The sequence below is a fragment of the Psychromonas aquimarina ATCC BAA-1526 genome, from assembly GCF_000428725.1.
Lineage (GTDB): Bacteria > Pseudomonadota > Gammaproteobacteria > Enterobacterales > Psychromonadaceae > Psychromonas > Psychromonas aquimarina.
In genome coordinates this window covers 297,469-311,957 of the sequence record NZ_KE386792.1, presented here as the reverse complement: position 1 = coordinate 311,957, position 14,489 = coordinate 297,469, and the positions used below count along the sequence as shown (strand labels likewise).

Genomic DNA, 14,489 nt, shown 5'->3' with positions numbered 1-14,489 from the left:
AAGGATTAAAATATGTCAGCGATGACTTTAAGCAAGCTAGTTGAAAAGCTTAACCCTGCATGTCGAGACACACTTGAGCGTGCAGCTTCTATTTGTCATAGTAGAAGCCAGTTTACAGTTGAAATAGAGCATTGGCTTCAGGCTATGCTTGAGCAGGAAGTCGGTGATCTGCAGCTTATTGCCGCGAGTTTTGCGTTTGACAAAGAGCAGCTGCTTTCTGAATTACGAATTGGTTTAGAAAAATTAAAAACAGGTAATAGTGCCGCGCCGAGCTTATCCCCTCATATAGTGAACTTATTACGTCAGAGCTGGTTAAATACCACCATTGAGTTTAACGACACGCAGATTCGTTCGGCATACATTATTTATACACTGCTGAATGATGATAGTTTATGTGCGCTTATTTCTCGTTCTGCTAAGCAGCTGCTTGACGTGGATGCCGCACAGCTTTCCAACTCATGGCCGCAGTTAGCCGCCCAGTCTAGCGAAAGCGGCGGCGTACCCGCCGTTGATAATTCAGGGGCGCCTGCCCCTGCTGGAGCATTGAGTAAAACCCCCTCTTTAGATCAGTTTACTCAGGACTTAACCGCGCAGGCGAGAGAAAATAAGCTGGATCCGATATTAGGCCGTGATAACGAAATTCGTCAGATGATCGATATTTTAACGCGCCGCCGTCAAAATAATCCAATTTTAACCGGTGAAGCAGGGGTCGGTAAAACAGCTGTTGTTGAAGGTTTAGCACTGCGGGTTGCGCAGAAAGATGTACCGCTGGCATTACAAAACGTTTCTATTCGTGTTTTAGACCTGGCTTTACTGCAGGCAGGTGCAGGCATGAAGGGCGAGTTTGAAAACCGCCTTAAAGCATTAATTGGCGAAGTAAAAGCCTCTCCTGTTCCGGTCATTCTCTTTATTGATGAAGCACATACGATGATCGGCAGCGGCGGGCAAGCGGGGCAGAATGATGCCGCTAACCTGTTAAAACCTGCACTGGCTCGCGGCGAGCTGCGTACTATTGCCGCCACAACATGGGCTGAATATAAAAAGTTCTTTGAAAAAGACGCCGCATTAACCCGCCGTTTTCAGGTTGTTAAAATTGAAGAGCCAAGTGAAGCAAACGCAGTGATCATGATGCGCGGCTTATTACCTATTATGGCTAATCACCATAATGTTTTGATTTCAGATCAGGCACTGCAGGCGTCAGTGTCATTATCGAAGCGTTATATTAATGGCCGTCAACTGCCCGACAAAGCGGTCAGTTTATTAGATACAGCCTGTGCACGTGTTGCGATGAGCCAGGCATCTACTCCCGGTGTGGTTGAAATGCTGCAGCGCGAAGAACAGCAGCTGACTGTACAGATTAAACTTTTAGGTAATGAAGAAAAAACGGGTGTTAGCCATAAGAAAAAACTGCTGGATCTTAATAAAGAGTTAAAACAGGTGCAGAAAGATTTAGTGCCGTTAACTGCACAATGGCAGAAAGAAGTTGAGCTGGTTCAGCAGGTCTCAGTACTGATTAATGCATTACAGCAGGATGAAGTAGAAGAGCAGGAACAGAAGCTTGCTGAACTTACAGCTTTGAAAGAGGAGCTGGCGAAAAATACATCTCCTATGGTGCACTGGCAGGTTGATGAACAGCTGGTAGCAGAAGTGATTTCTGACTGGACGGGAATTCCTGTCGGTAAAATGAAAAACGACGAGATCAATAATATATTGACGCTTAAAGGCAGCATGGGTAAGCGTATTATTGGTCAGACGCATGCGCTTGATATAATTGCAAAAACAGTACAAACCTCGCGTGCTCAACTGGGGGATGAAACTCGTCCTATCGGCGTGTTTTTATTAACAGGCCCAAGCGGTGTCGGTAAAACAGAAACCGCATTAACATTAGCGGAGCAGGTTTACGGCAGTGAAGAGAACGTTACTGTTATTAATATGTCCGAGTTTAAAGAAGAGCATAAAGTCTCTTTACTGGTTGGTTCTCCTCCTGGTTATGTCGGTTATGGTGAAGGCGGTGTATTAACGGAAGCTGTCCGCCGTAAACCTTACAGCGTAATTTTACTGGATGAGATGGAAAAGGCCCACCCCGGGGTACAGGATGTGTTTTATCAGGTCTTTGACAAAGGAACGATCAAAGACGGTGAAGGGCGTGATATTGATTTCAAAAATACCATTATCATTATGACCTCTAATGTGGGAACTGATACCACTATGGAGCTGTTTGAAGATGAAGAGACGGCTCCCTCAGTTACCGGGCTGCAGAAAGCACTGCAGAATGATCTTTTAGATGCATTTAAACCTGCATTTTTAGGCCGTATTAACGTTGTTCCATTTGTACCGCTGAATAATGAAATGCTGACTGAAATTACTAAACTGCAGCTTGCACGTATTGGTGTGCGTTTTGCTAAACATTATCAGGCGAAGTTTACTCACAGCTCACAAGTGGTTGATAAAATTGTGTCCATGTGCAGTGATGCAGGATCCGGTGCACGCAATATTCATAATATCCTGCAAAAATCAATGCTTCCTGATTTATCAGTAAAAATACTTGAGAAATTAGCAGATGATAAACAAACAACTTCAGTAAAAGTGGATGTGAAAAAAGAAGAGTTTGTTTACAAGGTGTAGCATCTTCCCTCTATAAATCATGCATTCCTTTATTCAGCACAAATAGAAGGGATGTATTTAATCATTAAACAGCATTATAACGGTGATAATTTTGTCGATTATAATGCTGTTTTCAAATGTCAATAAAAAACAAATCAAACAACAATAAATCAATGAAATTATTATACATTTTAAGTAACTTTTTTTGATCTAATTGTTGTTATTATAGTTTTTATTCGTATAATGTTCACCGCGTTAGGGTTGTCAGTAAAAAGTCATTTAAAAGTACGCTTTGTACGGCCTTAAGGTTTTTATTATGGAATAAAGTCAACATAAAGTTATATATGAAAATAGCTTTGAAAAAACATCATGCAAAGGAGCATTTTAAATGCAAGCAAATACTTATTTAGATTACGAAGGAATTAAAGGTGAAACGACTGCTGAGGAGTACAAAGATAAAATCACTGTACTTTCATTAGACTGGAATGTGAGCCGTGAACTAACATCTTTCACAGGTACAGCGCAGGATCGTGAAGCAAGTGCAACTCGTCTAGGTGATGTTCATATCACTAAGCTGCAGGATAATGCATCACCGGATCTATTCAAAGAATCTACAATTGGTAAAGGTAAAAAAGCGATTTTCTACATTACTAAGCAAGGCAGCAAAATCGAAGAGATCATGAAAATCGAACTGACTGACGCAATGATTTCAAGCTACAGCGTATCTGTTCAAGGCGATCGCCCTGTTGAAAACATCACTATCAGCTACACAGAGATGATGATGACTGTTACGCCTACTGATGACAAGAATAATGTTACAGCACCTCTTGTATACGGTTACAGTGGTGTTAAAGGTCAACAGATGTAATTTGTTGATTAAAGCCTCTGAGAGTCTGCGCTCTCGGGGGCTTAAATAAGTCATGGACGTTGGGGCAAGGAATGCAAAAGGCAACACAAAAAAATAATATCATCAGTATCTCCACACCGCTTGGTAAAGATACCCTGTATTTAACTCATTTTTCTGCAAGAGAAGCAATTTCACAAACATTTTCACTTTCAGCTTCGATGTACACTGTCGGTACAAAAATAACCTTAGACGGTCTTGTTGGAAAACCTGTTTGTATTTCATTGAGAAATGCGCTGAGCAGCGGTTCTATCCGCTATTTCCACGGCATCGTAAGCCATATAGAATCGAGCGGCTCTCGTACTGCAGCTGTGGATGATAAAGAAGATTATACCGATTATCATCTGACCATCCTGCCCAGCACGGCGTTTATGGAAAAACGCTCAAACTGCCGTATTTATCAAAACAAATCTGTGATTGATATTATCACTGACCTGTTCGGCCAGCATAACGTTGCATTTAAAGATAAAACAACCAGCAGCTACGCAAAATATGATTACTGTGTGCAGTATCAAGAGTCCGATCTGGATTTTGTGACCCGCCTTTTACAGCAGGAAGGTATCTTCTATTTCTTTGAACACAGTAAATCAGCACATACGCTGATCCTTGCTGACAGCCCTAATGCCTATGAAAAATGTGCTGAAGGCAGTGTAAAATGTTTTTCAGGTTCATTAGCAGAATCTCATGTTGCCGGCTGGCAGGGCGGGTTGAGTATGGTGAGCGGAGCCTTTTTACAAAAAGGTTACGACTTTAAGCAGCCTAAAAAATTTCCCAGCGGCGAAAATAAAGTCGCGACACTGCCTGCACAGGATAAATATGAAATTTATGATTATGTGGGCGAATCAGAATTTAATAAACGTGCTAAGCCTGCTGCAGATATCCGCCTTGAAGCGCTGCAGAAAGATATGCATAAATCCAGTGGTCAAGGAGACTGCCGTAGTTTTGCTGTGGGTAAATCCTTTACCTTTTCCGATCATGAAGATGAACGCTATCAAGGCAAAAGTTTTGTTTTAACCGCGCTGTTAACTTCTGCCGCGCAGCCTAACCAGTCGGGTGCAAGCCAGTCCGGTGGAGATGTTTTCCAAAACAACTTTGAATGTGTACCTGATAATACTCCCTACAGACCGTCAGCTTTAATTCAAAAGCCATTGATCAACGGCGTACAGACTGCCGTTGTAACCGGAGACAGCGGTGACGAGATATTAGTGGATAATTTCGGCCGCGTTAAGGTGCAGTTCCATTGGGACAGAGAAGGTAAAAACGACTCTAAAAGTTCCTGCTGGATACGTGTCGCCCAGAACTGGGCCGGCAATAAATGGGGCGCATTCTTTTTCCCCCGTGTCGGCCAGGAAGTACTGGTTGAATTTATTAACGGCGATCCGGATCAGCCGATTATCAGCGGCGCAGTTTACAACGCAGATTTAATGCCTCCTTATGCACTGCCTGCAAAGAAAACTCAAAGCGGTATTAAATCGCACAGTACCAAAAAAGGCGGTGCGAATAACTTTAATGAGATGCGCTTTGAAGATGAAAAAGGCAAAGAGCTGCTGTTTTTCCAGGCGGAAAAAGATCATGAACTGAATGTTAAAAATGATCAGAAAGACACCATAGGTAATGACCGCTTAACGGAGATTGCTAATAACGACACCATTAAAGCAGGCAATGACCGCCTTGCGGATATTGGTAATAATGACACTGTCAAAGTAGGCAAGAAATTAAATATTGAAGCCGGCAGTGAAATTGTGCTTAAAACCGGCGGCGCGTCTATTACCATGAAAAGCAGCGGTGCGATTGAGATTAAAGGGACCAGTATAAAAATTAACGGCTCTAAAATCGCGCAGAAAGCTTCAATTATTACATTGAATTAATGATGAATGTAAATAAATACTATGGTGTTGACTATCTAGGGAGAAGCTGTCGAGGCATTACCCTGGTTTGTAACTTTGGTTATCAATACCTCGCTTGTAAACCCGAGCATAAACCTGAAGATGAATGGTTAAGTCTGCCGTTAATGGAGTTTTGGACCTGTAAAACCCTTGCTAAACAGTTTTTAAGTAATCTGCATCAATGGAAAAATGACAGTGCTGTGATCGGGCGTTTATTCAGCTACGTGAAAAATGATGAGCATTCACAAGCAAATTATAACCAGCAGCAGGTCGCTGAGTTTATAGCGTTACAGTTAGAACAGCGTCAGCTGTTGATTTTTCCGTTAGAGCATAAAAAAGCGCTGTTCAGCAATAACCATCTGGCATCTGCCGCCAATAAATCAGCCAAACCGGTTGTGCTGGAAAGCGGTACTAAGGTTGTGAAGGCGAAGCCTAAAGTCGCTTCTGCGCAGACAACTTCAATGCCTGTTGCTAAAAAAATTGAGTTAGATGTACAGAAACCAAAGGTTCGTCAAAAACTGTATGCCAAACATGGTCTGGTTGTTGGGCCCTATAAGGAGTTGCAAAAAATATCCAAACCGGGCTACCAACGTGAGCACGTAGTACCACATTCAAATTTTATGTCCCGCTCTAAATTACCAAATGAAGCTCGTGCTAATGTACCAATTGCTAAAGAGTTTGGTACTTATAATGAAGCAGATGCAATTACCTATTTTGTATTTGATGATCAAAGTAAAGGAACTGAGCATAGATATTTAACCGATGTAGAAAAAAATTATGCTAAATCGCTGCATGCTCAAGGTAAATTTGCATCAGCCAATGAATGGTTAGATCATATGGAAGGTGAGACTGCCCAATCATTGAGCATGGATACCATAGAAAGATCGCCAGGTGTTTATGAAGCCAGAATTCCAAAAGAAGAAGCGCAGGTTGTCGCTAAGGCAATCCGTATTGATACGGAAAATTATTTAGATCAAGCGGGTGTAAATAAAGATGCACCAATGTCAAATCTGGTCGGTGGTGGAGATGTGCCTGACAGGGACAAAACGACAATTGATGATGATTTCTAATTTTATAAGGTTTTTATATGAGCTATGAGGTAGTGCATGTAATTGATATTGCAGGTGTTAAACAAACGGATTATGCGTTGACTACATATTACAACGAATCAGCACCACAGATGGCAGTAGGAAGTGTACAAAGGTTAATTAGACAAAATGGAGTGACAAACTCAAAGACATTTTTAGGAGCTAATTTTCAACTCAATGCTATGTGGGTATCTGATACAGGTAATTTATGGGTTGTAGATGATCAAGGTGATGTGTTTACCACTGCGGAGGTAACGTTTAAGCAAGCACCGTTTAATTTATTAAAGTTTAACAGTGGCTCCTTTGATATTAACTGGCAGGTTACCGAAGCGTTTAAAGGGCAGTTAAATGGTATTTGGGGGACAACCGATTCAGATGTTTGGGTAACTTCATTTGCAGGACCTGCCTTACATTGGAATGGTTCTGACTGGACTGAATATGTTTTACCGCAAGCACCTAATGCAATTGACGGCTCAGCCAGTGATGATGTTTATATTGTCGGCTATCACGGTAATATCCATCATTTTGATGGCAATGGATGGCAGAAAGTCGCATTACCTGACAATGTGAAAATTGATGATGCTTTTACCGATGTTAAAGTTATTTCCAGTACATTAGTTTATATCACGGGCCGAAGCGGCTGCTTATTAGTGGGTAATGCGCGTGATGGTTTTAAAGATTTAGGTTCTGCGCAATATTCCTGGTACGGCGTTGGTGCAATTCAAGAGCGAATTTTTCTAGCTGGCGGTGAAGCTGGTATTTTTGAGCTAGTGGGCAGTAAATTTATTTGTTTAAAAGATAAAGGACAGCCTGTTGGTGTATTTGAAACACCTAATGCAGTGAATTTTATCCCTGCAGAACAGCAGCCTAACCCTTGGTTTGTTCGTTATGAGCCTAGTGCGACAAGAGAGTGGATAAAAGTTAATACTTAAAGCTCTTAAAAAATCATTTCCGGTAAAAGCCGAAGTCTAAAACAATAAAACATTATTTAATTTTAATTAGGTAAAAAAATGGGAAAACCCGCAGCAACAATTTCACACTTTCATGCCTGCCCTAAAGTTAATCCCGGGCCAGTGCCGCACGTGGGCGGGCCGATTGCAGCCGGCTCGGGTAATGTGCTGATCGGCGGTATGCCGGCTGCCCGTAAAGGTGATATGTGCGTGTGTGTCGGGCCGCCGGATTCGATTAAAGCGGGTTCCGGTTCAGTCAAAATTAACGGTAAACCTGCAGCTAGAATGGGGGACGGTACTAATCACGGTGGTGTTATTGTTATGGGTAACCCGACCGTGGTCATTGGCGGTTAGTTATATTGAGAGCGCAGCTTTGCCTGAGCTGCTTATCTTTTCTTTATTCTGAAAAAGCCCGGCTCGGAAATCTTTTTAAGCAGCCGGTATCATATCAGTCGTTTTAAATCATTAAATAGTAGTGAATGGATGTTGGTGATAATGGATTATATGAATGAATTGTTAGCGCAGCGCGCGCAGTTCATCAACACATTTTATGCGCTTAAAAGCAATGCAGACGACAGCCGTGCGCGTTTAATCGCCTGTGCGCGATTGTTAGCTAAAAAGCAGCATCCCTTTTTTTCCTGCTCGGATATCCAGACCGCTTTATCTGCTTTGCAGCAGGATGCTGAAATGTCAGAAACGCAGTGTCTGCTGATGCTGCAGCTGTACGCCCTTATCCATCAAAACCCGCAGGCAGTAGTGGAGCATTTGTATCAAATGAACTGCCAGTCACTGCAGAGCATTGCACCGCTGTTTGCTTTATCAATGCATATTGAAAACTGCGTTTTACAAGCCTCGCATAGTGAAGCTCTATTAAATAATCAGTTAACAGCCTGCTTTTACCGCCGCCAATGGTCTGTGTTGTCAGACTTTTCAAAGCAGCACTTTCAAGACGTTTCAGCACTTTCACAGTTATATCTAACGGTACTGACTAACAGCACATCGTTAAGCAGTGAATTAGCAGCAGATTTTATCACCTGTAACTGCCTGCACAGCCGTCTGTTTGAATTATATGTAGTGATGCTGGATGAGCGCCAATTGACCGAAGTGGTTAATCATCTGTCCAGTGATGAAAATAATACCGCTCTGATTATTAATGTCATGGCGTTAAGCGGTTACAGCAAGTTTATTCCGTTTTTAGCCCGCTATCTGCAGAGTAAAGCTTTTACACTCGATGCGCACCACGCGCTGCGTATCTTAATGGGGCCGTCGCTAGACAGTTTAATCCCCGATGCCATTCAGTTTGAATCCGAAGAGGAACAGCGTATTCAAAATTTCACTTATTACGGCGCTAAAATCCTCCATTACTGGGATGAAGCATTAATCCCGTCGCTGGGAGAGCGGATTTTAGCAGGTTTAGCGGTTACCCCTGAAAATCTTGACAAAATCTGGGTAAACGGCAGTCAAATTCATCGCCGTACTGCTTCACTGCACAGGGCTTCGTTGACAGATGATAACAGTGCGCCTTATTACGCCTGCCCGGAGGCCGTATTATGAGAATGCAGTTGACCCATACCGAGATGCTGCTGGGCATTGAAGCTGATATTGACAGTGCTTTGGCGCTTGATTTAATACCGGGTGATTGTCCGTTAACAACACTTTGCAGCGGTGAACAGATTCCGGCGGCTTTTTGTGAACTCGGCAAAGGGGAAAATAAACTTGAGCGTATTATCTCGCTGCTCGAAGCGCTGGTTGAAAAACTGCTGGCAGAAGGCAATATTGATTTTAAAACCACGCCGGTTTTCTGGCTGCTGCCGGAATTGACGGTGCAGGGGGCTCAGCCGCTTATTCATTGGGCATCAGTAATAAAAGAGCGCTTCCCGGGGCTGTTTATCCACCCTAAAAGTCAGTTTTTTCCCTTCGGGCGCAGTGCATTTATGATGTCGGTTGACCCAATGGAGGCACTGTTTGAACAGCAGACGGTTAATCAAGTCTGTGTGATTGCGGTGGACAGTTTATTTCATGATATTGAAAACCTTGCGTTTGATAACTGCTGTTTAACAGCAGAGAGCGGTAACGGCTTAATACCTTCAGAGGGAGTCATTGTTACCTGTATAAGCCCCGCACAGAGCGGTATTAAGGTTTTATTCAATGAGACTGAAAGCGCTACGGAAATACAGCGCACGCAGGCGGTTGAAAGTTTGTTTTATAAAATGACAACAGTCTTGAATGACAACCCGTCGGAGAGAAATATCGATACCTTTTATGCGCCGGGTAACGGACTCGAAAATACGATATCTCCCTGGTTGAATGCTTATATACGTTTAGCGTCATATGTCGATAAGAGGACTCAGTTAAAACAAACCGCGATGTTCACCGGAGAGCTGGGCTGTGTCGGCGGATTATATAATTTTTTACATATTTACCATGCTTATCAGAATCAAAGCTTAAGCGGTGTAACGCTGCAGCTTGAAATTTCTGATGTGCTGTATCAAGCAGTTAATTTGTATTCATGGTCAGGCAAGGATTAGCGTTTAAATGACACAACAGTATAAATTTCAATTACAAGGACGAAGCAGTCGTTATGTGTTGATGGCCAAAGGCTCCGCGGCACCAGCGAATTTTGCACCTGTTAATATGAAAGACGGTGCGCAGAAAGCGGGACTGTTTGCTGATATTGCTCATGGATTAGTAAATGACCCGGTTTCAACGTTTAATGCAAATGCATTACTACGGACCGTAAATGCAGGCTCTGGCGTGAATGCACCGGAAATTGGCGGACATCTAAAAAATGCGTTAATACAGGGTAAACTGTCCGCGTTTAAAGATATTCCGAAAGATACTACACAAACTTCTTCTGAAACAGCCGCGTCTGTTGGTAATAAATCAGCGTATCGTTCGGCGTCTACCGGCACCTCAAGCAAAGGAAAAACGGATAAAAATGCCGCAGTGAAGGGAAGCTCGACAAATAACGACAGAACTAAGAAACCTGCCTCAGAGCACGCAACCTGCGGCGATCCGGTTTCCATGGTGACCGGTGAAGAGATATTACCGCTGCAGGATTTTGAACTGAACGGCTTGTTTCCGCTTATCTGGCGCCGCTTATACCGCTCATCAAAAATAAAAAACAATGTCGGCTTAGGTTACGGCTGGCGCCATAGTTTTAGTGTACAGCTGATTGAACGTTATCAGGCGCCGCCGAAAGTCGGGCCGAAACAGCCGGGTAAACGCTGGTTTGAGCTGATTGATGAAGAGGGTAACAGCCATCATTTTGATATCGTCAAACGCGGCCAGACCAGCTACCAGGCAAGCTCGGGTTTAGCACTGCTGCATGACAGTGACGGACGGCAGGTGCTTATCCGCCCGGATGAAAGTCACTGGGTTTTTACTAAACATGATGAGTCATGGCTGCTGCATACTGTCAGCAATGAATTAGGCAATGAATTAACGCTCTCTTATGACAAACAGCAGCGTCTTTCGAGTATTGCCTGTACCGCAAACCGCGGTGTAATACTCAGTTATAATGCGTCGAACAATATTGTACGCATTGCCGCTTATATTATTGATAAGGGCGGTAAACAGCAGGTGCTGCCTCAGTTATTAGCCAGCTACCAGTATAACGACAGCCAGTCGCTGATTGCCTCGATTGACAGCCAGGGGGCTGCTGAGCAGTATAAATATTTTGCTGGCTCACTGTTAAAGCAGCGTATCCGCGCATCCGGTTTCAGCCATTATTTTGCCTGGACAGGGGAAGGTGAGCGGGCCAAATGCTGCCGGCAGTGGGGCGATGACGGCGCTTACGATTATCACTTTGAATATAACGGCAATAAAAGCACCAGCACCGACAGCTTAGGCAATGTTGAACACTATTTTCATAATGAGCAGGAACTGCTGACCTGTTTTATTGATGCCAATGGTAATGAAACACAGCATGAATATGACAGTCAGGGGCGTAAAATCAAAACCCTTGATGCCGCTGGTCAATGTACCGCTTATATTTACAATCAAGCCGGGCAGTTAACCGGGCAGGTTGAAGCCGACGGCAGCCGGACTACTTATGTTTACAATACTTTTGGTAAACGTATTGCCACGGTTGACCCGCTGGGCAGACAGTTTAAACGCCAGTTTAATGCTTCGGGTAAATTATTATCAGAAACGCACCCGGACGGGCGGGCAGTACATTATCAATATAATGAAGCCGGGCTGCTGAGTGAGAAAACGGCGCTGGACGGCGTCAGCACCTTTTATCAATGGAATGATAACGGTGAACTACTGGCTGAAAAAGTTGGTGATGCCTTAACCCGTTATAGTTACGACAGCCTAGGGCGTTTAAATGCAGCTTGCGATGCGCAGGGGCTGGTGACTGAATATAAGCGTAATACACGCGGACAGGTTGTTGAGCAGGTCAGCTATCACCCGCAGGATGCCAACCCTGAAAATTGTATTCAAACCGGTTATCAATATGATGATGCCGGGCGTTTAACCTGCATGATAAGCCCTGATGGTGAAACTACCCATTACAGTTACGGTGGCTTGTCGCAGCCGACGAAAAAGACCTTTGCCGACGGCAGCTGGCTTAATTATCAGTATGATAAAGAGCGCAACCTTATCGGCATTGAGCGCAGTGATGAATGTACTTACCAGATAGAATACAGTCCGACAGAAAAGCCGGTTAAAATAACCGGTTTTGACGGACGTGTGCAGTGCTATGAATATGATGCGCTTGATAACTTAACGGCAGTGAATGACGGTAATGAGCGTTTTATTAAACTCAAGCGTGATAACCGCGGCCGCATTATTGACCAGCAGAGTGTTAAATCTTCCCAAGACAGCCAGGGCACCTTTAACAGCCATAACTTTTATCAGTATGATGAAATCGGCCGTGTCACGTTAGCGCATAACAGTGAACGGGTTGTGCAGCATCAATACCACCTTAACGGTTTGGTGAGTCAAGCAAAGCAGGGCGACTGGACGCTTGATTACAGCTTTAATCAACAGGGTAAGAGCAGTGCCTTGAGTCTGCCAGACGGCACAAAAATAGGCTATCAGTATAACGCGTTAGGGCAGTTGTCTGGACTCACTCTGGCACAAGCCGAAAACGAAAAAGCGTTACTGGCGCTTGAATACAGTGATGCGGGGTTAATTAAACAACAGACCCTGGGTAACGGCATCACCCTAAGCCAAAGTTTTGATGTACAGTCGCGTTTAACAGACCAGGTCTGGTCAGGTGAACAAGGCAAGGTATTACAGCGAGACTACCAGTACGATAAACAAAACCAGTTAACCCAGAGCAGTGAGCAGACGCAGCAAAGCGAAACAGCTCGCAGCTTCAGCTACAACAAATTAGGTCAGCTGGTCAGCAGTCAGTGTAAAACAGCAGAAGAGCCAATAGAGCAAAGCGACAGCTTTGAGTGGGATGCCTTTGGTAACCCCAAGGTGGATAATGCACAGCCATTGGCGGAGCGCGAAACGCGTGTTGAAAATGACCGCCTGCTGAGCTTTGCCGGTGCGGATTATAGTTATGATAAATCAGGTAACCAAATAAGTTGTACTGCAACAGGTTTAATTCAGAAACGTAATTTCGACGGTTTAAACCAGCTGCGTCAGCTTAACAGCAACGGCAAACTCAGCCAGTATCACTATGATGCCCTGGGCAGACGAAGTGCCAAAATCACTGAAACAGGCAAGACAGATTTTATCTGGGACGGTAACCAGCTGATTGGTGAGCACACCAACGGGCAGTACACCTGGTATATCTATCTGCCGGACACCTTTTTACCTGTCGCGCTGCTTAAAGATAATGAAATTTATTATTACCACCTTGACCAGCTCGGCACGCCGATCTGCTTAACGGATAAAAACCAACAGGCCGTTTGGCAGAATAGTGGTGATCTGTTTGGTGCGGAAGAGAAACAGCAAACCGAAAATGCGATCGAAAACCCGCTGCGTTTTCAAGGGCAGTACTTTGATGAGGAGAGTGGATTACACTACAACCGCTTTAGATACTACTGCCCGAAGCAGGGACGGTTTATCCATCAAGATCCGATTGGTTTAGCGGGTGGTATTAACCATTATCAGTATGCCCCGAACCCGGTGAACTGGGTGGATCCGTTTGGGTTAAGTTGTAAAGAAAATACCTGGAATGAGTTTCAGAAAGATCATAAGGGACAATTTAGTTCAATTAGTGAAGCTTCTAATGCATATAAAGAATTAAAAGCAAATGAATCTCCTTGGCCTGTTGGTTTTGATTTTGAGAGTACAAAGCGAACCATGCAAACTGGTGAAACTTTTAATATGATTGTAAACGAGGGGATGGAAGATTTACCTGGGCAATTTGGAACTCAAGATAATATAGTAAATACAGAGTATGGTCGGCAACAGTTGGCAATTAAAGAAGTATGGAAACCAAAATTAGATAATGTTGTGACATATCGGGTAAATAAAGAGTTTGATGTGTATGAGGGACCTGTTGGACCACAAATAGATAATGGTAAATACCTAAAAGGTGGAGGTACTCAAATTACATTTTCGGAACCTAAAAAAGTATGGTCGAATGCTAGACCAAATGAATTCAATGACTTTACAGATGAACCTTATCTTGATGTTGTTAAAATTAAAAAAGTGGATAAATAATGAATTTTTCAAGTGAAATCATTGGTAAAGGTAAAGATGCAGAAACAACAATATCATGGCTTTGTAATGAGGTGAAAATTTCCAAACATTTTTCATCTACTGCTCGCTATATTTTTGTAGAGAGTGATGAAGTCCTGTTTGTTGCTGTATATAAAGAAAGAAAAATACATGCGTATAATCTGGAGGGAAGTTTAATTGGATCATACTCAATTCCGTTAAAAGAAGGTTATCAGTATAGAGGAATTAATTTAAACCATAAATCCAAGAGTGGTATTTCATTATTATATTTTCCTATTGAAGATGGTTATGGCAATAAATGGGGGGATATTGAGCAATATGAATTTATATGTTCAGAAACTCCATTAGGTGTATTTTTAAATATTTATCGATAAACGCTCTTTTCACAATTTCATTTTTTGATTCAACG

At 43.1% G+C, this 14,489-nt stretch carries 10 protein-coding genes; all 10 read left to right on the top strand.

The window, feature by feature from the left end; translation table 11 throughout:
* The first annotated feature begins 12 nt into the window (after window positions 1–12).
* Window positions 13–2,625: a type VI secretion system ATPase TssH gene (gene tssH, locus G337_RS0122945; RefSeq protein ID WP_028865918.1), complete on the top strand. Its 2,613-nt coding sequence runs from the start codon at window positions 13–15 to the stop codon at window positions 2,623–2,625.
* A gap of 367 nt (window positions 2,626–2,992) precedes the next feature.
* Window positions 2,993–3,472 (top strand): Hcp family type VI secretion system effector, encoded by a 480-nt coding sequence (locus G337_RS0122940; protein WP_028865917.1) that lies wholly within the window; start codon window positions 2,993–2,995, stop codon window positions 3,470–3,472.
* 71 nt (window positions 3,473–3,543) lie between these two features.
* Entirely contained in the window at window positions 3,544–5,376 is a 1,833-nt protein-coding gene (gene tssI, locus G337_RS0122935) for a type VI secretion system tip protein TssI/VgrG (protein WP_028865916.1), read from the top strand.
* A gap of 2 nt (window positions 5,377–5,378) precedes the next feature.
* Window positions 5,379–6,464 carry a hypothetical protein gene (locus G337_RS0122930; protein WP_028865915.1) on the top strand — a complete coding sequence of 362 codons (1,086 nt, stop codon included), beginning with the start codon at window positions 5,379–5,381 and terminating at the stop codon, window positions 6,462–6,464.
* Between the two features lie 17 nt (window positions 6,465–6,481).
* Window positions 6,482–7,414 carry a hypothetical protein gene (locus G337_RS0122925; RefSeq protein ID WP_028865914.1) on the top strand — a complete coding sequence of 311 codons (933 nt, stop codon included), beginning with the start codon at window positions 6,482–6,484 and terminating at the stop codon, window positions 7,412–7,414.
* 78 nt (window positions 7,415–7,492) lie between these two features.
* Window positions 7,493–7,786 (top strand): PAAR domain-containing protein, encoded by a 294-nt coding sequence (locus G337_RS0122920; protein ID WP_028865913.1) that lies wholly within the window; start codon window positions 7,493–7,495, stop codon window positions 7,784–7,786.
* A gap of 141 nt (window positions 7,787–7,927) precedes the next feature.
* Window positions 7,928–8,986, top strand: a complete 1,059-nt coding sequence (locus G337_RS0122915; RefSeq protein WP_028865912.1) for a hypothetical protein — start codon at window positions 7,928–7,930, stop codon at window positions 8,984–8,986.
* Entirely contained in the window at window positions 8,983–9,960 is a 978-nt protein-coding gene (locus G337_RS0122910; RefSeq protein WP_028865911.1) for a hypothetical protein, read from the top strand. The genes G337_RS0122915 and G337_RS0122910 overlap by 4 nt, the downstream gene beginning before the upstream one ends.
* A 7-nt stretch (window positions 9,961–9,967) precedes the next feature.
* A complete protein-coding gene (locus G337_RS27210; RefSeq protein ID WP_084605588.1) occupies window positions 9,968–14,062 on the top strand; it encodes an RHS repeat-associated core domain-containing protein in 4,095 nt (1,364 codons plus the stop codon).
* Window positions 14,062–14,454, top strand: a complete 393-nt coding sequence (locus tag G337_RS0122900; protein ID WP_028865910.1) for a hypothetical protein — start codon at window positions 14,062–14,064, stop codon at window positions 14,452–14,454. Before G337_RS27210 ends, G337_RS0122900 begins: the two co-directional genes overlap by 1 nt.
* Window positions 14,455–14,489: the final 35 nt, after the last annotated feature.

Excerpts from the sequence above, each read along its gene's own strand:
- G337_RS0122940 (WP_028865917.1), top strand. The coding sequence starts at position 2,993 with ATGCAAGCAAATACTTATTTAGATTACGAAGGAATTAAAGGTGAAACG.
- G337_RS0122930 (WP_028865915.1), top strand. The coding sequence starts at position 5,379 with ATGAATGTAAATAAATACTATGGTGTTGACTATCTAGGGAGAAGCTGT.
- G337_RS0122925 (WP_028865914.1), top strand. The coding sequence starts at position 6,482 with ATGAGCTATGAGGTAGTGCATGTAATTGATATTGCAGGTGTTAAACAA.
- tssH (WP_028865918.1), top strand. The coding sequence starts at position 13 with ATGTCAGCGATGACTTTAAGCAAGCTAGTTGAAAAGCTTAACCCTGCA.
- tssI (WP_028865916.1), top strand. The coding sequence starts at position 3,544 with ATGCAAAAGGCAACACAAAAAAATAATATCATCAGTATCTCCACACCG.
- G337_RS27210 (WP_084605588.1), top strand. The coding sequence starts at position 9,968 with ATGACACAACAGTATAAATTTCAATTACAAGGACGAAGCAGTCGTTAT.
- G337_RS0122910 (WP_028865911.1), top strand. The coding sequence starts at position 8,983 with ATGAGAATGCAGTTGACCCATACCGAGATGCTGCTGGGCATTGAAGCT.
- G337_RS0122900 (WP_028865910.1), top strand. The coding sequence starts at position 14,062 with ATGAATTTTTCAAGTGAAATCATTGGTAAAGGTAAAGATGCAGAAACA.
- G337_RS0122915 (WP_028865912.1), top strand. The coding sequence starts at position 7,928 with ATGGATTATATGAATGAATTGTTAGCGCAGCGCGCGCAGTTCATCAAC.
- G337_RS0122920 (WP_028865913.1), top strand. The coding sequence starts at position 7,493 with ATGGGAAAACCCGCAGCAACAATTTCACACTTTCATGCCTGCCCTAAA.